The sequence below is a fragment of the Streptococcus nakanonensis genome (genome assembly GCF_059738785.1).
Genome location: NZ_AP027139.1, coordinates 1,598,664 through 1,621,579 on the forward strand (window position 1 = coordinate 1,598,664; position 22,916 = coordinate 1,621,579).

General features: G+C 41.3%; 8 protein-coding genes (1 of these 8 only partly in view). All 8 read right to left on the reverse strand.

Annotation, left to right across the window (positions count from 1 at the left end; translation table 11 throughout):
* Positions 1-13,588 carry the 5' portion of a DUF1542 domain-containing protein gene (locus AC6I9F_RS07645; RefSeq protein ID WP_498021466.1) on the reverse strand. The gene continues 13,424 nt to the left of window position 1, outside the view, so the window shows 13,588 of its 27,012 coding nt (coding positions 1-13,588); it begins with the start codon at positions 13,586-13,588; its stop codon lies off the left edge, out of view.
* Positions 13,589-14,061: 473 nt separating this feature from the next.
* Positions 14,062-15,021: an Rpn family recombination-promoting nuclease/putative transposase gene (locus AC6I9F_RS07650; protein WP_498021468.1), complete on the reverse strand. Its 960-nt coding sequence runs from the start codon at positions 15,019-15,021 to the stop codon at positions 14,062-14,064.
* Positions 15,022-15,830: 809 nt separating this feature from the next.
* Complete coding sequence (locus AC6I9F_RS07655; protein WP_498021470.1) at positions 15,831-16,715, reverse strand: helix-turn-helix domain-containing protein; 885 nt, start codon at positions 16,713-16,715, stop codon at positions 15,831-15,833.
* A 3-nt stretch (positions 16,716-16,718) separates the two neighbouring features.
* Positions 16,719-17,105, reverse strand: a complete 387-nt coding sequence (locus AC6I9F_RS07660) for a Mini-ribonuclease 3 (protein WP_000567927.1) — start codon at positions 17,103-17,105, stop codon at positions 16,719-16,721.
* Positions 17,098-18,441, reverse strand: a complete 1,344-nt coding sequence (gene cysS / locus AC6I9F_RS07665; RefSeq protein WP_498021473.1) for a cysteine--tRNA ligase — start codon at positions 18,439-18,441, stop codon at positions 17,098-17,100. Before cysS ends, AC6I9F_RS07660 begins: the two co-directional genes overlap by 8 nt.
* 234 nt (positions 18,442-18,675) lie before the next feature.
* Complete coding sequence (cysE, locus tag AC6I9F_RS07670) at positions 18,676-19,293, reverse strand: serine O-acetyltransferase (RefSeq protein WP_112445046.1); 618 nt, start codon at positions 19,291-19,293, stop codon at positions 18,676-18,678.
* 15 nt (positions 19,294-19,308) lie between these two features.
* On the reverse strand, positions 19,309-21,522 hold the full coding sequence (gene pnp, locus AC6I9F_RS07675; protein WP_498021475.1) for a polyribonucleotide nucleotidyltransferase: 2,214 nt from the start codon (positions 21,520-21,522) through the stop codon (positions 19,309-19,311).
* A 450-nt stretch (positions 21,523-21,972) separates the two neighbouring features.
* Positions 21,973-22,839: a methylenetetrahydrofolate reductase [NAD(P)H] gene (gene metF / locus AC6I9F_RS07680; protein WP_498021477.1), complete on the reverse strand. Its 867-nt coding sequence runs from the start codon at positions 22,837-22,839 to the stop codon at positions 21,973-21,975.
* Positions 22,840-22,916 lie beyond the last annotated feature (77 nt).

Here is a 22,916-nt window from a genome sequence, read left to right on the forward strand (position 1 = left end):
CACCACTCAAGCTTTCTGTTGGTTTCTTAATGATATCCTTCTTCACAAGACTGTGACTTTGTTTCGTGTGAGGCGTACTGCTAGCGCTATTTTCAAGATCACCTTCTCCAACTTTTGCTGTTACGGTGACGCTATCGCCTACTTGGTTCGCTGGAACTTCAATCGAACCTTCTCTCACCTTAACGTCTGGATGGTTACCCTCTACAGTCCAAGTGCCGTCTTGTCCTTTCTTGACAAGTACTTTATCACCTGAAGCTAACGGAATCTCAATCTTATCTCCTCCATTTGTCGTATCTGGAGTCACTTTCAAGTTACCGTTTTGCCATTGTCCTACCGTTGGTGCGGTTGGCGCGGCTTTCGTCACTTTCAAGGTTACCGTTGTGCTTTCTTGAGAACCATCACCGTAAGTAACCAAGACATCTACTTGTTTTTCAGTATCAGCTTCTACTTTTGGTAGAGTTCCTACAGAGGTGACTGATGTGATTCCTGAGTCTTTATATGGCTTGTCTTGATCATTTTCACGAACGCCCACAACTCCCGTATTGGTATGAAGGTCTTCACCACTCAAGCTTTCTGTTGGTTTCTTAATGATATCCTTCTTCACAAGACTGTGACTTTGTTTCGTGTGAGGCGTACTGCTAGCGCTATTTTCAAGATCACCTTCTCCAACTTTTGCTGTTACGGTGACGCTATCGCCTACTTGGTTCGCTGGAACTTCAATCGAACCTTCTCTCACCTTAACGTCTGGATGGTTACCCTCTACAGTCCAAGTGCCGTCTTGTCCTTTCTTGACAAGTACTTTATCACCTGAAGCTAACGGAATCTCAATCTTATCTCCTCCATTTGTCGTATCTGGAGTCACTTTCAAGTTACCGTTTTGCCATTGTCCTACCGTTGGTGCGGTTGGCGCGGCTTTCGTCACTTTCAAGGTTACCGTTGTGCTTTCTTGAGAACCATCACCGTAAGTAACCAAGACATCTACTTGTTTTTCAGTATCAGCTTCTACTTTTGGTAGAGTTCCTACAGAGGTGACTGATGTGATTCCTGAGTCTTTATATGGCTTGTCTTGATCATTTTCACGAACGCCCACAACTCCCGTATTGGTATGAAGGTCTTCACCACTCAAGCTTTCTGTTGGTTTCTTAATGATATCCTTCTTCACAAGACTGTGACTTTGTTTCGTGTGAGGCGTACTGCTAGCGCTATTTTCAAGATCACCTTCTCCAACTTTTGCTGTTACGGTGACGCTATCGCCTACTTGGTTCGCTGGAACTTCAATCGAACCTTCTCTCACCTTAACGTCTGGATGGTTACCCTCTACAGTCCAAGTGCCGTCTTGTCCTTTCTTGACAAGTACTTTATCACCTGAAGCTAACGGAATCTCAATCTTATCTCCTCCATTTGTCGTATCTGGAGTCACTTTCAAGTTACCGTTTTGCCATTGTCCTACCGTTGGTGCGGTTGGCGCGGCTTTCGTCACTTTCAAGGTTACCGTTGTGCTTTCTTGAGAACCATCACCGTAAGTAACCAAGACATCTACTTGTTTTTCAGTATCAGCTTCTACTTTTGGTAGAGTTCCTACAGAGGTGACTGATGTGATTCCTGAGTCTTTATATGGCTTGTCTTGATCATTTTCACGAACGCCCACAACTCCCGTATTGGTATGAAGGTCTTCACCACTCAAGCTTTCTGTTGGTTTCTTAATGATATCCTTCTTCACAAGACTGTGACTTTGTTTCGTGTGAGGCGTACTGCTAGCGCTATTTTCAAGATCACCTTCTCCAACTTTTGCTGTTACGGTGACGCTATCGCCTACTTGGTTCGCTGGAACTTCAATCGAACCTTCTCTCACCTTAACGTCTGGATGGTTACCCTCTACAGTCCAAGTGCCGTCTTGTCCTTTCTTGACAAGTACTTTATCACCTGAAGCTAACGGAATCTCAATCTTATCTCCTCCATTTGTCGTATCTGGAGTCACTTTCAAGTTACCGTTTTGCCATTGTCCTACCGTTGGTGCGGTTGGCGCGGCTTTCGTCACTTTCAAGGTTACCGTTGTGCTTTCTTGAGAACCATCACCGTAAGTAACCAAGACATCTACTTGTTTTTCAGTATCAGCTTCTACTTTTGGTAGAGTTCCTACAGAGGTGACTGATGTGATTCCTGAGTCTTTATATGGCTTGTCTTGATCATTTTCACGAACGCCCACAACTCCCGTATTGGTATGAAGGTCTTCACCACTCAAGCTTTCTGTTGGTTTCTTAATGATATCCTTCTTCACAAGACTGTGACTTTGTTTCGTGTGAGGCGTACTGCTAGCGCTATTTTCAAGATCACCTTCTCCAACTTTTGCTGTTACGGTGACGCTATCGCCTACTTGGTTCGCTGGAACTTCAATCGAACCTTCTCTCACCTTAACGTCTGGATGGTTACCCTCTACAGTCCAAGTGCCGTCTTGTCCTTTCTTGACAAGTACTTTATCACCTGAAGCTAACGGAATCTCAATCTTATCTCCTCCATTTGTCGTATCTGGAGTCACTTTCAAGTTACCGTTTTGCCATTGTCCTACCGTTGGTGCGGTTGGCGCGGCTTTCGTCACTTTCAAGGTTACCGTTGTGCTTTCTTGAGAACCATCACCGTAAGTAACCAAGACATCTACTTGTTTTTCAGTATCAGCTTCTACTTTTGGTAGAGTTCCTACAGAGGTGACTGATGTGATTCCTGAGTCTTTATATGGCTTGTCTTGATCATTTTCACGAACGCCCACAACTCCCGTATTGGTATGAAGGTCTTCACCACTCAAGCTTTCTGTTGGTTTCTTAATGATATCCTTCTTCACAAGACTGTGACTTTGTTTCGTGTGAGGCGTACTGCTAGCGCTATTTTCAAGATCACCTTCTCCAACTTTTGCTGTTACGGTGACGCTATCGCCTACTTGGTTCGCTGGAACTTCAATCGAACCTTCTCTCACCTTAACGTCTGGATGGTTACCCTCTACAGTCCAAGTGCCGTCTTGTCCTTTCTTGACAAGTACTTTATCACCTGAAGCTAACGGAATCTCAATCTTATCTCCTCCATTTGTCGTATCTGGAGTCACTTTCAAGTTACCGTTTTGCCATTGTCCTACCGTTGGTGCGGTTGGCGCGGCTTTCGTCACTTTCAAGGTTACCGTTGTGCTTTCTTGAGAACCATCACCGTAAGTAACCAAGACATCTACTTGTTTTTCAGTATCAGCTTCTACTTTTGGTAGAGTTCCTACAGAGGTGACTGATGTGATTCCTGAGTCTTTATATGGCTTGTCTTGATCATTTTCACGAACGCCCACAACTCCCGTATTGGTATGAAGGTCTTCACCACTCAAGCTTTCTGTTGGTTTCTTAATGATATCCTTCTTCACAAGACTGTGACTTTGTTTCGTGTGAGGCGTACTGCTAGCGCTATTTTCAAGATCACCTTCTCCAACTTTTGCTGTTACGGTGACGCTATCGCCTACTTGGTTCGCTGGAACTTCAATCGAACCTTCTCTCACCTTAACGTCTGGATGGTTACCCTCTACAGTCCAAGTGCCGTCTTGTCCTTTCTTGACAAGTACTTTATCACCTGAAGCTAACGGAATCTCAATCTTATCTCCTCCATTTGTCGTATCTGGAGTCACTTTCAAGTTACCGTTTTGCCATTGTCCTACCGTTGGTGCGGTTGGCGCGGCTTTCGTCACTTTCAAGGTTACCGTTGTGCTTTCTTGAGAACCATCACCGTAAGTAACCAAGACATCTACTTGTTTTTCAGTATCAGCTTCTACTTTTGGTAGAGTTCCTACAGAGGTGACTGATGTGATTCCTGAGTCTTTATATGGCTTGTCTTGATCATTTTCACGAACGCCCACAACTCCCGTATTGGTATGAAGGTCTTCACCACTCAAGCTTTCTGTTGGTTTCTTAATGATATCCTTCTTCACAAGACTGTGACTTTGTTTCGTGTGAGGCGTACTGCTAGCGCTATTTTCAAGATCACCTTCTCCAACTTTTGCTGTTACGGTGACGCTATCGCCTACTTGGTTCGCTGGAACTTCAATCGAACCTTCTCTCACCTTAACGTCTGGATGGTTACCCTCTACAGTCCAAGTGCCGTCTTGTCCTTTCTTGACAAGTACTTTATCACCTGAAGCTAACGGAATCTCAATCTTATCTCCTCCATTTGTCGTATCTGGAGTCACTTTCAAGTTACCGTTTTGCCATTGTCCTACCGTTGGTGCGGTTGGCGCGGCTTTCGTCACTTTCAAGGTTACCGTTGTGCTTTCTTGAGAACCATCACCGTAAGTAACCAAGACATCTACTTGTTTTTCAGTATCAGCTTCTACTTTTGGTAGAGTTCCTACAGAGGTGACTGATGTGATTCCTGAGTCTTTATATGGCTTGTCTTGATCATTTTCACGAACGCCCACAACTCCCGTATTGGTATGAAGGTCTTCACCACTCAAGCTTTCTGTTGGTTTCTTAATGATATCCTTCTTCACAAGACTGTGACTTTGTTTCGTGTGAGGCGTACTGCTAGCGCTATTTTCAAGATCACCTTCTCCAACTTTTGCTGTTACGGTGACGCTATCGCCTACTTGGTTCGCTGGAACTTCAATCGAACCTTCTCTCACCTTAACGTCTGGATGGTTACCCTCTACAGTCCAAGTGCCGTCTTGTCCTTTCTTGACAAGTACTTTATCACCTGAAGCTAACGGAATCTCAATCTTATCTCCTCCATTTGTCGTATCTGGAGTCACTTTCAAGTTACCGTTTTGCCATTGTCCTACCGTTGGTGCGGTTGGCGCGGCTTTCGTCACTTTCAAGGTTACCGTTGTGCTTTCTTGAGAACCATCACCGTAAGTAACCAAGACATCTACTTGTTTTTCAGTATCAGCTTCTACTTTTGGTAGAGTTCCTACAGAGGTGACTGATGTGATTCCTGAGTCTTTATATGGCTTGTCTTGATCATTTTCACGAACGCCCACAACTCCCGTATTGGTATGAAGGTCTTCACCACTCAAGCTTTCTGTTGGTTTCTTAATGATATCCTTCTTCACAAGACTGTGACTTTGTTTCGTGTGAGGCGTACTGCTAGCGCTATTTTCAAGATCACCTTCTCCAACTTTTGCTGTTACGGTGACGCTATCGCCTACTTGGTTCGCTGGAACTTCAATCGAACCTTCTCTCACCTTAACGTCTGGATGGTTACCCTCTACAGTCCAAGTGCCGTCTTGTCCTTTCTTGACAAGTACTTTATCACCTGAAGCTAACGGAATCTCAATCTTATCTCCTCCATTTGTCGTATCTGGAGTCACTTTCAAGTTACCGTTTTGCCATTGTCCTACCGTTGGTGCGGTTGGCGCGGCTTCTTTGACTCCCACATAAACAGTCAGTGCTTTGCTTTCTTTACCTTGGCTGTCGACTGCTTTCAGAGCTACTTTATATAATCCAGCTGGAGTTGCGCCTGTTGCTGTAGGTAATCCAGATACAACTTTAACATTTCCTGTTCCGTATGGTTTTTCACTTTCAGTAGTACGACCATCTTCTGCATCTGTTACTGTTACCAAATCTTTTAACACATCGGCTGTCAACCTTGTTCCAGAATCATAGACTTTTCTATGAGTTGCATCTTTTCCTGCGTCACCTTTTACTTTGATAGTAGGTGCTGTATTCGTAACATTAACTACTTTCCAATTTCCAGCATCCGTTGGGTCTTGTCCTGCTTCTGGCTGATATTCTACACGCAAACCTAGTCCTTTGCCGTAGGTTGCTGTATTATCTCCGTTAGCAGCTTCTTCTCTAATATAAAGTTTCTTACCGTTACGTTCTTCATTCAGAGGAATAGTAATAATATTTTCTGCTGGATTCGTCTTGCTTGCGCTAGAACTAATTCTTCCGACATATCCAGAAGCATCTGTCACGCTTGTGTTTTCTGCTCGTGTGGAATCTACATGCCAATCTCCACCATCTGCACCACGTACAAGAGTGATACTGTTTACTTTATCTCCTGTTTCCGTACTGTTATGGAAGCGTAATTCTACTCGTTTAGCATCATGCGGAACTGTAATATCGATATGCTTGCTACCTGCAATTGTAGGTGATACAGAATAAGCACCCATTGAGACTTCTTTTGCATCACTTGTAGTAGAGATTGTCGTACCTGCAACCTTATTCTCTACTGTAATACCTGATGGTTTGGCAGTTTCTCCATTTTTAGCAACTGATTGGCGAAGTTTTACATTGTCTGGAAGTTTAGCTATCCATTTATCTCCAGTGATTGTCACTTCTCCAGAGTTTGCACTTGATAAAACTGTATTATGTTCATCGTTCAAATGAACTTCGACTACTTTATTAGGAGCATCAAATCCACCTAATGTACCGCTTAGCGTACGACTAGTTGAAGTCACTTTTGCTGTATCAAAAGTTGGTTTTTGAGGAGTGACTTGGGCATCATCACTGTTTGCCGATGACAAGTTATAGGCTGTAGTTCCGCTACCACCCGCAACTTTAACCACCGCATAAACTTTCTCTCCAAGAGTCAGATTAGACGTATAATTAGTAGTATCGAAATGAACTGAACCTGCTCCATTAGTTACCTCATCGCTACTTAACTTTTTAGAAGCTACTTTGTTACCGCCTTGATAAAGCTCAACCGTAACTTTTGCATCTTGCCCTAACTGATTAGCTGTTGGAAGATTGCTCACTGTAATCTCTGGTCTAGTTCCTGCTTTACCTTGGAATTGATTTGCAGTTAGGGTTGGTGGTTGGGGTAAAACAGCAAATTTAACATCTAAGTTTTGATCGCTATAGTGTCCACTTTGAGTAGCGGTATCTCCTCTAGCTGTAAGAATACTATTATACCAAGTATTAATTACACCGCTATAAATTCCTACTTTCTTCTCGATGTTATCAACCGGAGTGCTATTCCCTTGTCCATTTCTATTCCAATAAACCCCTCTACCTGTAGTTACAGTTTTATTGATTGGTCTCACATACTCGTATCTGTACTTAGAAAATGCCTTTCCTACCGTAGTTTCAAATCGATCTTTACCGTTTTCATAAGCTATCTCATCACCATAAGTAGTGATAGTTATTTCTTTCTCAGTAGTTACACCATTAGGGTAAGTTACAGTTATAGTTTTCGTTCTTGTACCGACATCTTCTCGACGACTTCTATCTGGAAGGTTTCCATCCTTAAAGGTAATTGACGTTCCATTTGGTTTACGTCCATCAAATGATATATACCATTCCGCTTCAAATGGATCTCTAATATGCCCTCCATTTTCATATATAGCCCCTGTCAACGGTTGACCCACAATCTCAGAGTACCTACTTACTTCTTGATTATCTTTTTTACGATAAGTAACCGCTGGGTACTGTGTTTTAAAGAATCCTAGACTTGTTCCATCACTATTATCTTCAGAGCTCTTATTACCAGAACTATCCACCGTTTTAGCTAAAAGCTCATAGACTGTTGTTGGAGTAGCATCTTGATACAATTTATCGATAACACTAGTCTTCTCTACCCCATTTTCCACGATTTGAGTCTTAGTATTTCCTGTTTTAAGCCACATATTTAGCTTGCTTCTTAACGTATTGGTATTCGCATTGGTATCATCATCTTTATCATAATTATCTGTTAATTTCACAAGACTAGTGAAAGATGGGCGCCCCTGTTTCGGTAAATAGTCATAGACTCTTTCAGTAACCCCTAAATTATTTGTACTAGAACGTTGTACCTGTGGTTTTTCTACATCTATAGGTACAAAGTAAACATTTATAACATTAGTCGTTGTATCTTTATTCTCACCTCTCTTAGTTAAGGCGTCAGAATTAACATACTCAGGACGTAGATATAACTGGGCTTTGTAAATAGCTTGGCTACCATTAGGCACATTTTTCAGTAAAGGTAGTAGTACGCCATTTTCTGCAGGCAGATTGGCATTTTGTAAAGTCGTGTTTACAGTATTAGAGCCGCCTTTCCCTGTTTCTACTAGCTTACGAGGTGTATTTGCAACCTCTTTACCTCCTACTAGAGTTTCTCTCTCTACTAAGTCAAGGGTATTGATATAATCTTCACCTTTTTTAAACTCATTTGTTCCAGAGGTTTTACTAAATCCTTCTCTTCCGTTTTCTGCCTTATCTTTATCACCACCATTAGCTTCTACAAGAGATGGATTTTCTACACTATTTGTACCAGCTTTAGGTTTCAACGTTAATGTTTTCAATACATCGTTTAAAGTGAATTTTTCACCTTTTGTAGCATCATAGTAATAGATTAAGCTACGATTACCATTTACAGTTGGATCAGTAGTAGTACCAGCCCAAACAAATCCCTTATCAGAATCCCTGTTCGGAAGTTTTGTTCCTTCGATATTTTCTAGCAAGAAATCTTTACGAATATTTGCAAATCGAGTAACATATCCAGCACCATTATCTTTATTTGGATTAGTTTGCAACCAACCTCGTTTTTTATCACTAGTAGTTACAACAATAGCACCACTATCACTAATTTCAATATTGTCATCATTCAAATTAAGAGTTGAATTTGCTTTTCTTAAAGCTATACGAATCGCTCTTTTTTCTGCATCATTAAGTTTTGTATCATTCGCTTGAACAATACGATTGTTAGCATTTTCCGATAAGTTTAATCGTTCTGTTACTAGACGAGCATCTCCATTATCTGAAATAACAGATCTTCCCTGGTCTGTTACAACAACCTTAGCATAAAGTTGCTCATTAGCATTTAAACCATTTGGACGTTTTGCTTGATAATCAGCTGCTGTAAAACGACTTGTTCCTGTATTATCTGTTATAGTCTTTTCTGCTAGCGGTGCTAAACTATTCAAGCTACTAAATAATTGTACTTTCCTAGTTGCTGTGGCACTAACCTCGGTTGATTGGATAATATTAGAAACTTCTATTTCTGGTTTTTGACCACTTTGTCCATAAAGTTGACTTTCTTCTATAACAGGTGCTTTGGGAGTAACCAATAGACGAATATCTCTTGTAATAGTTCTTGGAACAAATAATCTTCTTGTAGTGCTATTTTCATTTATCGGTTCACCTGTACCAGTAAAGTCAGCTTCCACTTTTTTAGTATAATATCCTGCTTTGTCTAGCACTTCGCCATATTGATCGTGACCATTATTCTGTTTCCATTTCCAACGCATACCTTGTGGTAGATAACTATCCCCACGAGATGTATTTGAACTATCATCAATTACTGATAGAAACTCATGTGCATCTTGATTTTTAGGGTGGTCTTCTTTACTAAGAGCTACACCTTGGGGAACAGATACAGCTGGGAATCCGTCAAAATTTTGAGTACTATTAGCTATCGTCAAATCAACAACTCTATATTTGAATTTAAACGTACTAACATCTGTTTCATTTGAACCTGTTATTTTAACAGTTGCTTCTCTTATTCCTAAAGTCTCTGAAGTTGAAACACTACCAGAAGCTAATCGTTGACTGTATTTATTTTCCTTTGTCTTACCTTTTTGTTCAGTAGAAAGTCCACTAGGTGAAATTCCTGATGGGAGACCAGATATTTCGATTTTTTTTATTTTTCCAGAGTTGTCCCACACTTTTAATTCTGGATTAAAAGTAGCCCCTCTGAAAATCGTAAAGTCTGGCTCTGTAGATGTTGTTCCTAACGAAATACCATTTAAACTAGCTTGTGGTTTTTCATTATCCGCTACATTAAACGTAATTATCTTTTTAATTGACTCAGGAGCATAGATTGTAACATCTCCACGTTTAACACCTGAACTTGTTCTAGACCCCATAGGAAAGACTGCCTTAGCTACCTTCGTAACGGTGCCTGGCGTTTTGAATGTTTCTTCACTATTAGCATTTTCCCATTGCCAACTCATCCCTTCTGGAAAACTTTTATCACCTCTACCATGAACACCATTTTCAGTATCTTCTAAATAATTATGTGAATCGCCTAGTTTATCAGTTACACCTACAGCAGCTGGTGAATTTTTTGTTTTAATATCAACGATAGTATATTGAAACTTGTAAGTTCTACTATTTCCTGCAGCATCACTAACGTCTACACTAGCTATTTTTGTTCCTAAAGCAGCATTATCATCCACTTTCTTATCGCTAAAATGGAAGTTGTCGTTATTAGACATTGATGCTATTGCTGGATCTTGATTATTTTGTCTATTGAACCAAACACCCGGTGGTACATCACGAATTTTAAAGTTTCTGATGTTATTTGAATTATCTGTTACTTTAAATGTTGGATCGAAATTAGCTCCTCTAAAAATAACGAATTTATTGTCTTCAGCATTTGTTGTCAAAGCTTTTCCATTTATCATAACAGTTGGTGCTTGAGTATCAGGACTTTTAGCCATTCCTATCGCAGAGCTTTCATCACTATTCAAATAAGTAGCAACCCCTCTTACTGAAGTATTATCAGCTACTGTTGGTTCTGAAATTAATACACTTCCCGAAGAGCTATCAACTGTAATTCCAGATGGACGAGTACCTACCACTCCCCAAGATGTTCCCTCTTTTTTAACAGTGATTGTCTTATCAGTACTTTGACCGCTAGGTCTGTATGATACTACCAGCTTATCTGTTGTTCCTGTTGGAGTTACTGATACAGAACCATCTACCGGTGTATCTACTCTTGGGGCAGAAGGTGCCACTTCTTTTCTTATATTTTTGAATAAGACATCTACATAATCCACAGAATCATCCTGATGATTTGTACGTGCATTATTTTCATTATCGTAATAAGTAACCTTGATTTGTTTTTTCACCCATACAGGAGTTGTTTCAGTAACAGTAGGAACTGTCCCTACAAGATTACCATGTTCATCAAATGTTTGATAAGTATTTCTGATTTCTTCGTTAAGTTTTCTTACATTTTCCGCTGAAATCTTCCCTCCTGGAAGCACATCAATAGTACTTGGAACTGTAAATAATGTTTTCTTGTTATCCTTAAGAGTTAATTCGATAACTCTTGAACCTGTAGAAAGAGCTGAACCTCCTACCCACTCAGTGCTTCTAACCGATTGGTCTTTTATTTGATCACTTGTTGTTGGGAACGATTCTATCAAATCTTTATAAAATGCTCGCCCTGGATTTGGGGCAGTCATATCTCGATAGTCTGGTCTTTTAAATTTGGGGATAGTAGATGAAACATCAGCATAACTTTTTATATAAGTCGACGCATCCTTTAATTTTTCTGAATAATTTTTTGTATCTAAAACATCTGAAACTATAGGCTGATACACATCTGCTTGCGTTACTACCCTGTACGGTAGATTAAACTCAATTTTTTGATCATCAATACTTGCTTCAATATGTAAAAGATGATAACCTTTTGTACTATCTGCCGTTACATCATCAGGTGCAGAAGCATTTTTATGACTATACCTATTGTGAATATTGGCGTAGTAATCATTATAGAAGTTTCCAGTAGGCTTATATGTCTTGTAATCTACTATATGAGCCTTCTCTGGGTTAAGTTTCTTGTTATTATTATAAGTATCTTCTAATGTAATAGCACCACTTTTCAACCCTCTCTCATCATCAAATAAACCAACTCCCGTTCCTTTTAAGAAAGTTGTTTTAGCCTCGCTATCATCAACTTTTATATTATAGCGTTCTTGTGCCCTATTCCATTGCTGGTAACTTTTATGTTGAAAAACTCCTCCTCCTGCCTCATAAGATTTCATACCTGCTATATAATATAGTGGAGTAGTAGTATTCCCCTTGGTATCAAATTCGACAGTATAAGTACTTCCTGCGTTGTATTCCTTTGGTTTCAAAGAGAAGATGTTTTGAGTAGAACCTTTAATCTTTTCATACAATTTATCCGAAACATCAATATCTTTTTGAGGAATACCATTCCTATTAAAATAACGTCCTGTATCGTTTTTAACAAAATCATCTAAGGTTCGAATACTATCCCTGTTACCTATGATAGAATGAGTAACATTTGCAATGTTTTCATAGTACGGAGTTCCATTAACCCCAGATTCAGGAGAACCCACCGCTGTCTGATATTTATCATTTGCGCCATTAAATACCTGTGCAACCCCTCCACTTTTCACAACATTCCCATTCTCTTTTAATGTCATGTTAGTTATAGCTTGTCCAGCAGGAATCGTAAAGTAATAAATCGGATTTTGTCGTGGTTCCTTACCTTCATTAAAAATTATCTTCCAATGATAGCCGCTTCCATCAGCTGCTTTAGTTACTTCCGCGAAAACTTTTCCCTTTAATCTATTAACAGGTTGACGACCTAAATCTGGACTAGAAAAAGCTCCAGTTCTATCATCATTGTGCGATATATATAAGAAAGTACCCGGTTCGTATCCATACTTACGATCTTCTTCTTTTGTAAAATATCCAACTAAAGCATTTTCTTGCCCTGAATTACCTTGAGCGTTATATACTCTTCGTCTTGCTTCTCTATCGTCATAAGCTCTAAAATAAGCATCTTTATTCATTATATGCCCATTTAACAAATCACGTTTTCCTGATTTTTCACGAGTAAGCGCTAAGGCAAGTTTCTTCTCAGCTTGCTTCCCTTTTTTGAGGAGTTCTTCAATTTCAGCTGGTGTTAACTGAGGCTGTAATACACTAGCTTCAATTGATTTAACAATTTCTTCTACTCCTTCTAAAAGTTTCTTAGTCTCAGGACGTGTGATTTCATTTGCCTGTATCAAATAGGCAGACAAATCTTTCGAAATCGCTTTCAATTTTTCTTTATTCTGATTATCACTAACTTCTGACTTTGAAAGTTTAGTTGATGGAGTCCTAACTTCTCCATTAGTTGATGCTACAGGATTCTTCTCTAGGACTTTTGTAATAGCCTCCTTTGGAGTTAGTACAGTCCCCTCTGGAGCAGCCAGCGTAGTGTTTGTCAGACCTGCTTTTTCTAAGACTGGAGGAGTTGAAACTTGAGGTGACAAAGCTTCCCTGACCCGACGAGTCAGGTCTTCCATGAGTTTGACTTGCTCATCAACCTGTGCTTGCGTTGCTTTTGGATTCTCTAAGACCGCCTTAGCCTTTGCGAGACCTTCTTCGACTTCTATGTGGAGAGCCTTCATGGAGTCTAGGGTCAGATTTGCCAACAAAGCTTCTAGGGTGCTTTGTGTCGATTTGGCTGCACTTGTGTCAGCTACTGGCGCTGATACTTCCTGATCTTTTTCCTTCGCCACCTGAGGAGCTTCTTCTTTATCGTCTATCTTAGTCTCGGGCTGAGGACTTTTAACTTCAGCTTCTGATTCTTCTTGACTTCCTTCTTCAGCTTTAGCTTCTGGAGCGCTAGATTCTCCTGCTGATTTGAGATCAACTGGCTGTTCAACTACTGCCGTTTTCTCCGGATTCTCCTCATCTGAATCCTGTGGATCCCCATCTGAATTTCCAGAAGGTCCAGCAACTACATCACTAGCTGTTACCGGAGACACTGCAGGGGCCTGCGCTTGCACCCCATTCGCAAAGAACATCAGAGCCGCCACTGCAACACTAGCAGCCCCAAAATGATATTTCCTTATTGAGTAACGGTAAATTTTTTCACCATTATCATCACGATATGATTTTCTCATTATCTTACCTCTCGTTTTCCCTTTCTGGAGGTACCAAAAAATACCCCCCCCTTAAATATTTTAGGTATTTAAAGAAAGGATATGTTTCTTTTTATTCCCACACTTGTCAAAAGACAAATTCCGAGATAGTATTATTATATCCTATTTTCGCAAATTTGAACAGCAAAACGCGAAGTTTTTAGCAGTCTCGTGGAGACGTTAAAAAAGTAACAAAAAAGCCGATATAATAGCATTTTCTCGCGATTATATATATATATATATATATATGCACACCCTTATCTATCAACCTTATTATGGATAATATTTTAAATTTAATATAAATAAAAAACAGACCTTATCTATAGAAAGATAAAATCTGCCATTTTTTCGATATAAAATCAACAGAAGCATTCTGCTGAAAATAGTGAAATACGATGTAAGTTTCCTAGCACTCTGATAAGATTTTGAGGGAAAAGCTAGATACATCCCCTAACTTACAAAAGCGCCTCAAACTCAGCCACGGTCATACCCAGTTGCTGACTGGCAACCTCAGGTGTCAGAAGACCTTGACGAACTAGATTTAGTAGCATAGACAAACTTCCTTCAGCTTTCCCACGTTCAAGTCCTTGTTCAACTCCTTCAGCTCGTCCACGCTCTAAACCCTCTGCACGGCCACGTTCAAGTCCACGCTCTAAACCTTTTTCTTCAGCTTGTTCCAAGGCATAGTCATGTGCTAACAAGGCTTGTTCTTCTCGCATACGTAGTTCACTAAACATTTTCCTGTCCTCCTCGGACCAGCTCTTGTAATCCAGCAGTTGGTCTGCCTGGCTGATGGCTCGCTCAGGGTGCTGGGTAAAGGGTTTATTCCCGAAAAACTCCAACCACGGTTTGCGAATACTATCTTTGCTGGTTTCTCTATATTTTTTTAATTCCAAGAATGCCATCTTGACTAGATGGTTTTCTTGTCCATTGTTTGTGATGGTTAAGACTTCACCTGTCGTGTCTTCGCGCATACTGAAACTGTGGAAAGCTAGATCATCTTGGAAATAATTACTATCCACAATAGCTATTGCGTAAACAGGTGCGATATGCTTGTAACTCTGGTGGGTATCACCTTCTCGCTGACGAATTTTTTCTAGGTTTTGATTGACCTGACTACACAGGTAAGCCCACAGGCGATTGATGAAAAAATTCTGATGATGAACTTGAATTTCAATGATTACTTGGGTTCCATTATCTAGTTCAGCTAAAACATCTATACTGGTATAGAAATCCTGCGCTGAGTAAGGCAGGGAGGGCAAGACATGAATATTACTTCCCTCCAAAATGGTTACATTTTTGGCTGGTAAATCCAACATATCGCGAATAAATTGACAAGTGATTTCTGGGTTGCTAAAAATTTTCTTAGCAACCAAGTCGTTGGTTGGGCTGATGCCCGGATGTCTGAGAATCATCTTTTTCCTCCTTTTATTATACCACAGTTTTATACTCAATGAAAATCAAAGAGCAAACTAGGAAACTAGCCGCAGGTTGCTCAAAACACTGTTTTGAGGTTGCAGATAAGACTGACGAAGTCAGTCACATATATACGGCAAGGCGACGTTGACGTGGTTTGAAGAGATTTTCGAAGAGTATTAAATCTAGGTTTACTAGATTCACTGCTACTATCTATTTATTCGGAAAAGAAAGGAGAAAGTTAAAAATTTTTAGACTTCACAGGTTGAAATTTACATAAAAAAGCAGCTGATTCTTTTTTTGATTCTACCATATTTCTAGCGATTACTCCTATAAATAGGATACATTCCAGTTTCTAGTAGAAAAGGACTCTGAAAAGCAAACAAAACCCAGTATTAGGAAGAGTTAAATCTTATCTGAAAATGACTAGCTCTCAAGCTATAGTTTTGTGTCTAGATATAAGTATCACTAGGAAAAACTCCATAAGTAAACACACCAAAATTGGATGTTCCTACTATGCGAAAACCTCTTCAAACTACGTCAACTTTGCCTTACCTACAGCTTCAAAAGGACGTTTTGAGTCATCTGCTGGTAGATTTATTCATTGATTTTCAATCTTCTAATACTAAACAAAAATCAAACAACTATAGTAAAATAACACAAAATTTGCATAAATAGATTAGGAAAATCAAAGCAACTTCTAAGAATGTTTTAGCAATCGCAGTGTACTTTCCCAGTCTCAATCCACTATAACTCTGCACATAAAAATGGAGAAGATGGAAATCCTCTTCTCCAAATATTAACTTCTTTACAAACCAACTATAGTTGACAAAGAACCTAAAATCAATTGATAACACAGAGTCAGGTCGGTCAACTCCTTCAACTGTAGCCCTGTCAATTCTTCCCACTTATCAATCTTGTATTGGAGAGAATTGCGGTGCAGATAGAGTTTCTGGGCTGTTTTAGTGAGAACAGCACTATTTTCCCAAAGAGAGAGGATGATTTCCTGAATCTGATCTTGATCCAAAATCATCTGGTGTAGACATTCCTTGATTGGCTTCAAGTCTACAATTCTTTCCCCCATACTCCAAAGATAGAGTTGTGAAAAGGTATGAACACCTTGGTGACCCTGACGCCACCAAGTCTTAAACAAATCCCGCTCCGCTTTAATCAAGTCTGATAGGGCTTGATAGCCTGTCTGAGACCAAACCTGACCCAACATGATTGACAGACGAAGTCCAAAGTCATACTCAACCGCTTCAATCGTATCACTTAAAATAGCTCGTACAGAGGTGTATTTGTCTTGTTGAAGCACGAAAACATAATCCTGAGCTCCGACCTGAAGCACCGTCTGACAGTTGGGAAAAAGAGTCCGCATCATATCTAGCCAAGAAGCCAGATTTTCCTGCTGAAAATAGGAAAGATGACAATAAACCAGCTGAATTTTTTTAAAAGATTGCGGTGCCTGACCCTTGCCCTCAATCAGATAAGAATACCAAGGATTGAGCGAACGAGCCTGCTCCTGCTGGGTCAAAAGGGAAATCAACTGCTTTTCACGCTCACTGAGCCCAGTTTCCTCCAGCAAAATCCACTGCTGAGAAGCTAAAGGGAGAGTGAGATAGCCTTCTTTCTCTACTGGTTGGTCTGAAATCTGAGCTTCAGGAAACCAGTCTTGTAGTTCTTTTGACATCATGTCCTAACCCTCCACTTTTTGGATGCACCACGAAATCAAGCTCTCAAGACGTTCCAGATTTTCAGTCATATGGAGATAGCCCATGACTGCTTCAAAACCTGTGGACATGCGATAAGTCACCACATCAGCATTTTTAGCCTTTGTGTGACTATTGGTATTGCGACCACGTTTGTAGATTTCTTCTTCTTTTTCCGTTAGGACCTGCTCCTCCAACATGAGAGAAATCAGGCGAGCCTGAGCCTTGGCTGAGACATACTTGGTCGCTTCTTGGTGAAGTTTATTGGGTTTGGTCATGCCTTTGAGGATGAGGTGACGGCGAATATACATGGAATATACCGCATCCCCTTCAAAGGCTAACGCAATCCCGTTAATGAGATTGACATCAATCACGCCTCCACCTCACTCCATCCTTGGTGTCAAGGAGCTTAATTCCTTGAGCAGCCAATTGGTCACGAATCTGGTCCGCTGTCGCAAAGTCACGATTGGCACGCGCTTCTTGGCGTTTTTGAATCAAAGCCTCGACCTCTGAATCCAAAACTTCCTCAACAAAGACAATTCCAAAGACCTCTAACATAGCCGCAAGAGCTTCCTTAACACTTGCATCATAGTTGCCGGAATTGATCCACTTGGCCATTTCAAAGACTACTGTGATACCATTTGCAGCGTTGAAATCCTCATCCATAGCCGCCACAAACTTATCTTTAAAGGTCTGTAATCCTTGAGCATCTACAGTCCCAGAAAATGGTTGCTCATAGGTGTTTTTCAAATACTTGAGATTGGTCTCGGCATCGCGAACTGCTTTTTCCGTAAAGTTGATGGGCTTGCGATAATGTTGAGTCGCAAAGAAGAAACGAAGCACTTGCCCATCAAGAGTTTTAAGGGCATCGTGCACTGTGATAAAGTTGCCCAAGGATTTGGACATCTTGACATTATCGATATTGACAAAGCCATTGTGCATCCAGTAGTTGGCAAAGGTCTTGCCTGTTTTTGCTTCTGACTGAGCAATTTCATTGGTATGATGCGGAAACTCCAGATCGGCTCCGCCACCGTGGATATCAATGGTATCGCCCAAAATCTCTGTTGACATGACCGAACACTCGATATGCCAACCCGGACGACCAGGTCCCCAAGGACTGTCCCAAGAAATCTCGCCTGATTTAGCAGCTTTCCAGAGGGCAAAATCCACAGGATTTTCCTTACGAGCCGTTTCTTCATCGGTACGACCTGAAGCACCTAACTCCAAATCTTCCAATGTTTTATTGGCCAACTTGGCATAGTTGTGAGATTTTTCCACACGGAAGTAAACATCCCCTTGACTCTCGTAGGCAAAGCCTTTTTCAATCAAGTCTTCCACAAAGTGGATAATGTCAGCCATAAACTCCACCACACGTGGGTGTCGTGTCGCAGGCTTGACACCCAAGGCCGTCACATCCTCACGAAAGGCAGCGATGTACTTATCCGCAACCTCCTGAGGCGTGATGCCTTCTTCCTTGGCACGGTTGATAATCTTATCATCCACATCCGTAAAATTGGAAATATAGGCAACCTCATACCCACGGTACTCAAAATATCGACGAATGGTATCAAAAGCCACCGTTGAACGGGCATTTCCCACGTGGATATAGTTATACACGGTTGGCCCACAAACATACATCTTGACCTTGCCGTCCTCGATTGGGACAAATTCTCGCAAATCACGAGACATAGTGTCATAGATTTTAATCATAAATCATAGTCAGGAAAGCTAAAATCCAAGAACTGTTAGTTTCATCACTAAAAGTTCAATTGAATTTCAGTCCGAATGTCTCTACACTTCGGAATCCCTTGCTCCTTTCTAAAAAGTAAAAGAAGAATCAAATAAATGCAAGAAAAGGGCTGACAGTCGCCCTTTTGCTTTACGACCTACTCAGTCGAATATCGTCTTTTAAAAAATGTTAATAGATAAAAGAATCATCATAAATTATAATCCAGACGATCTGTGACTGGCATCTTTAGCCTGCTCGAGTTTATTGACGTAGTACTCTCGTTTTTCTTCGACTTCGTGGATCGTCGGTTCATCCTTCTGTCCATGAACTCGGACAATCTTGGCCGGAATACCGACAACCGTCACATCACTAGGTACATCTGCTACGACAACTGCTGCAGCACCGACCTTGGCATTTGCACCAATTTCTACAGGACCAATAACTTGGGCATGCGCTGATATAAGGGCACCCTGACGAACGGTTGGATGGCGTTTGCCACAGTCTTTCCCTGTTCCCCCAAGAGTCACCCCATGATAGAGGAGAACTCCCGTCTCAACGATAGCCGTCTCTCCAATCACCAAGCCAGAACCGTGGTCAATAAAGACTCCAGAGTCGATTTGAGCACCTGGATGAATCTCAATTTGAGTCCAAAAGCGCCAAAACTGGCTGTGCATACGCGCCAAGAGTTTAAAGCCATGCTTCCAGAGAAAATGCGAGAGACGGTGGGCCGCCAAGGCCTTGACACCTGGATAAGTCAGCAAAACCTCCAAAGTGGTGCGGGCCGCTGGATCATTTTCTTTTACGATATCAATGGTTTCGCGCCACCATCCCATACATTTCTCCTTTTCTTATTCTGAATCTTTTGGTGTTTCTGTAAATTCTTTCTTAGGTTTGTGGTCCTTGTGATGACGTGGGCGGTGAGGTCGCTCAGACTTTTCGCCTTTTTCATCACGTTCAGGTTTTGGTGGACGAGGAAGAAGGGCTTTCATAGAAGCATCCACACGTCCTTTTTCATCAATCTTGATAACCTTAACATCAACTTCATCCCCGATTGCTACCAAGTCTTCGACATTATTGGTACGCGTCCAAGCCATCTCCGAGATATGAACAAGGGCATCTGTCTTATCAAAGAGGTTAACAAAGGCACCAAATTTCTCGATACGAACGACTTTAGCACGGTAAACTTCGTCCACCTTAGCTTCACGAACCAAACCAGCAATGATTTCTTTGGCACGGTTAATAGCATCTTGGTCACTAGAGTAGATAGACACATTTCCTTCTTCGTCGATATCGATCTTAACGCCTGTTTCAGCGATAATCTTGTCGATGGTTTCTCCACCCTTACCGATGACAATCTTGATCTTGTCCACATCGATCTTGATGGTATCAATTTTCGGAGCAGTTGGAGCCAATTCTGGACGAACTTCTGGAATGGTTGCTTCAATCACATCAAGGATTTCAAAACGCGCTTTCTTGGCTTGGGCAAGGGCTTCAGTCAAGATTTCTGCAGTGATCCCTTGAATCTTGATATCCATTTGAAGGGCTGTAATCCCGTCACGAGTACCTGCAACCTTAAAGTCCATATCTCCAAAGTGGTCTTCCAAACCTTGGATATCTGTCAAGACTGTGTAATTATTTCCATCTGAGATAAGTCCCATTGCAATACCAGCTACTGGCGCCTTGATTGGCACACCACCAGCCATAAGGGCAAGAGTTCCCGCACAGATAGAAGCTTGAGATGAAGAACCATTTGATTCCAAGACTTCTGCTACCAAGCGGATAGCATATGGAAATTCTTCCAAGCTTGGCAAGACTTGAGCCAGGGCACGCTCACCGAGAGCACCGTGACCGATTTCACGACGACCTGGTGCACCGTAACGACCAGTTTCCCCTACAGAGTATTGTGGGAAGTTATAGTGGTGCATAAAGCGTTTCTTGTACTCTGGATCCAAACCATCAATGATTTGAGTTTCTCCCATTGGAGCCAAGGTCAAGACAGAAAGGGCCTGAGTTTGCCCACGAGTAAAGAGACCAGAGCCGTGCACACGAGGAAGGAAGTCAACAACCGCATCCAAAGGACGGATTTCATCGACCTTACGACCGTCAGGACGCACCTTGTCTTCTGTAATCAAGCGGCGCACTTCAGCGTGTTCCATTTGTTCCAAGATTTCAGCCACATCACGCATGATACGGTCAAATTCTTCGTGGTCCGCATATTTTTCTTCGTAAACAGCAGTCACTTGGTCTTTAACTGCTTGAGTTGCAGCTTCACGGGCCAATTTTTCTTCTACTTGAACCGCTTTTTGAAGGTCGCTGTTGTAGGCTGCGATAATTTCAACTTGCAAGTCAGCATCTACATGAAGCAATTCTACTTCTGCTTTTTCTTTACCAACAGCAGCAACGATTTCTTCTTGGAAGGCAATCAATTCTTTAACTGCTTCGTGCCCTTTAAGGAGAGCTTCCAGCATGATTTCTTCTGACAATTCTTTAGCACCAGACTCTACCATGTTGATGGCGTGCTTGGTACCAGCTACTGTCAATTCAAGTAGAGATTGCTCTGCTTGTTCTTGCGTAGGGTTGATGATGATTTCACCGTCGACATAGCCCACCTGTACCCCAGCAATTGGTCCGTCAAATGGAATATCTGAAATAGAAAGCGCCAAGGATGAACCAAACATAGCAGCCATTGGTGCAGATGCATTTTCATCATAAGAAAGTACTGTGTTGATGACTTGTACTTCATTACGGAAACCTTCCGCAAACATAGGACGGATTGGACGGTCAATCAAACGCGCTGTCAAAGTCGCATCTGTTGAAGGGCGTCCTTCACGTTTCATAAAGCCACCAGGAAACTTCCCAGCTGCATACATTTTTTCTTCGTAGTTGACTTGGAGAGGGAAGAAATCCCCAGTTGCCATTTTCTTAGACATAACTGCCGCAGTCAAGACAGTTGACTCACCGTAACGCACAACAACTGCGCCATTTGCTTGCTTAGCAACCTGACCAGTCTCTACAACCAACTCACGACCCGCAAAAGTCGTTTGAAACACTTGTTTTGTCATTTTAATCCCCTTTGGATTGATGAAATTATACGCCTTGCCTACAAAAATCAAGATACTAAGCCGTAAAGCAACTCAAAGGAAAATAGGAAATCGAACGACGGAGCGACTGCTCCTAGGTAGATTTATCTTTTTCCACAGAGTTGTAGGCGAGTTCAATTACTCAAGATATAAATCATTAGAAAGGTTTGATACTAAAGCATCTAAACCTTTCACGCTAATCGCTATCAGGCGATTAGCTAAATGCTTTACTAACTCTCTCGTCAAATAATATCGATTTGACTCGCTCGTGTCGCTCCAACCACATTTGAAAAAACCTTTAAAACTTCAATACCCTCATCTTTGTATCAAGTACGTACAGAGTCTATTTTATCATATTTTTCTTAAAAAGTGCGGTCTTTACCATTAAAAAGGAACCATTCCCCTCAGCTGAGAAGAATGGTTTGCTTTTTATTATCCTAGAGACTGGTGATTAAACAAGGCATGGGTTGCTTGGTGGATGTATTTTGCTGTATCCGCATTGTTCATGGTGTAGAGATGCACACCGGCCACATCCTGAGTTACCAAGTCCACGATTTGGTCCACCGCATAGGCAAGTCCTGCTGCTCTGAGCGACTCAGGGTCATACTCATACTTGTCTAAAATAGCTTTAAATTTGCGTGGAAGATGGATATTCTCACAAGTCTTCAAGAGGCGGAGAGCCTGATTTCGATTCAGAATTGGCATAATCCCTGCATGAATGGGAACATCAATCCCAGCCAAGATGCACTTGTCTTGAAAATCATAGAAGCGCTCATTGTCAAAGAAAAGCTGAGTTACAAGGCTCGAACAACCTGCATCCACTTTCTTCTTAAGATTTTGAATATCTGAAATCTGATTTGGCGAATCTGGATGCCCTTCTGGATAGCAAGCACCAACAATATCAAAGTGAGGGGCTTGTTCCTTGATGAACTCGATCAAGTCAGTTGCGTAGCGGAAATCCTTTTGTGGTTCCACATCAGGAATAATATCCCCACGAAGAGCCAAGATTTTCTGCACCCCAACCTTGTCCAAGTCTGCAATAGTTTCAGCAACCTTGTCCTTAGTCAAATAGATGGCTGGCAAGTGAGCAATAGTCGGAATCGCCAAGTCATTTTGGATAAAGTCAGCCAAACGGACCGTCGTTTCCTTGATATTAAATTTATTATTGCTGGCAGTCACACTGATAAAGTGGGGAGCCAACTCCTGCATATCTTGAAGAGCAGAAATAATGTTATCATTACCCACTGCTGGGTTTGGAGGGAACACTTCAAATGAGAGTGACGGTGTTTGGCGTGACATAGTCTTATCCTTTTCTAGTTGATTTTTTCGTTAGCTGGACTCTTAGAATCCGAGTGAAACAGGCAGATTGACCAAAC

Excerpts from the sequence above, each read along its gene's own strand:
- AC6I9F_RS07650 (WP_498021468.1), bottom strand. The coding sequence starts at position 15,021 with ATGATTCTCAGACATCCGGGCATCAGCCCAACCAACGACTTGGTTGCT.
- AC6I9F_RS07655 (WP_498021470.1), bottom strand. The coding sequence starts at position 16,715 with ATGATGTCAAAAGAACTACAAGACTGGTTTCCTGAAGCTCAGATTTCA.
- cysS (WP_498021473.1), bottom strand. The coding sequence starts at position 18,441 with ATGATTAAAATCTATGACACTATGTCTCGTGATTTGCGAGAATTTGTC.
- cysE (WP_112445046.1), bottom strand. The coding sequence starts at position 19,293 with ATGGGATGGTGGCGCGAAACCATTGATATCGTAAAAGAAAATGATCCA.
- pnp (WP_498021475.1), bottom strand. The coding sequence starts at position 21,522 with ATGACAAAACAAGTGTTTCAAACGACTTTTGCGGGTCGTGAGTTGGTT.
- metF (WP_498021477.1), bottom strand. The coding sequence starts at position 22,839 with ATGTCACGCCAAACACCGTCACTCTCATTTGAAGTGTTCCCTCCAAAC.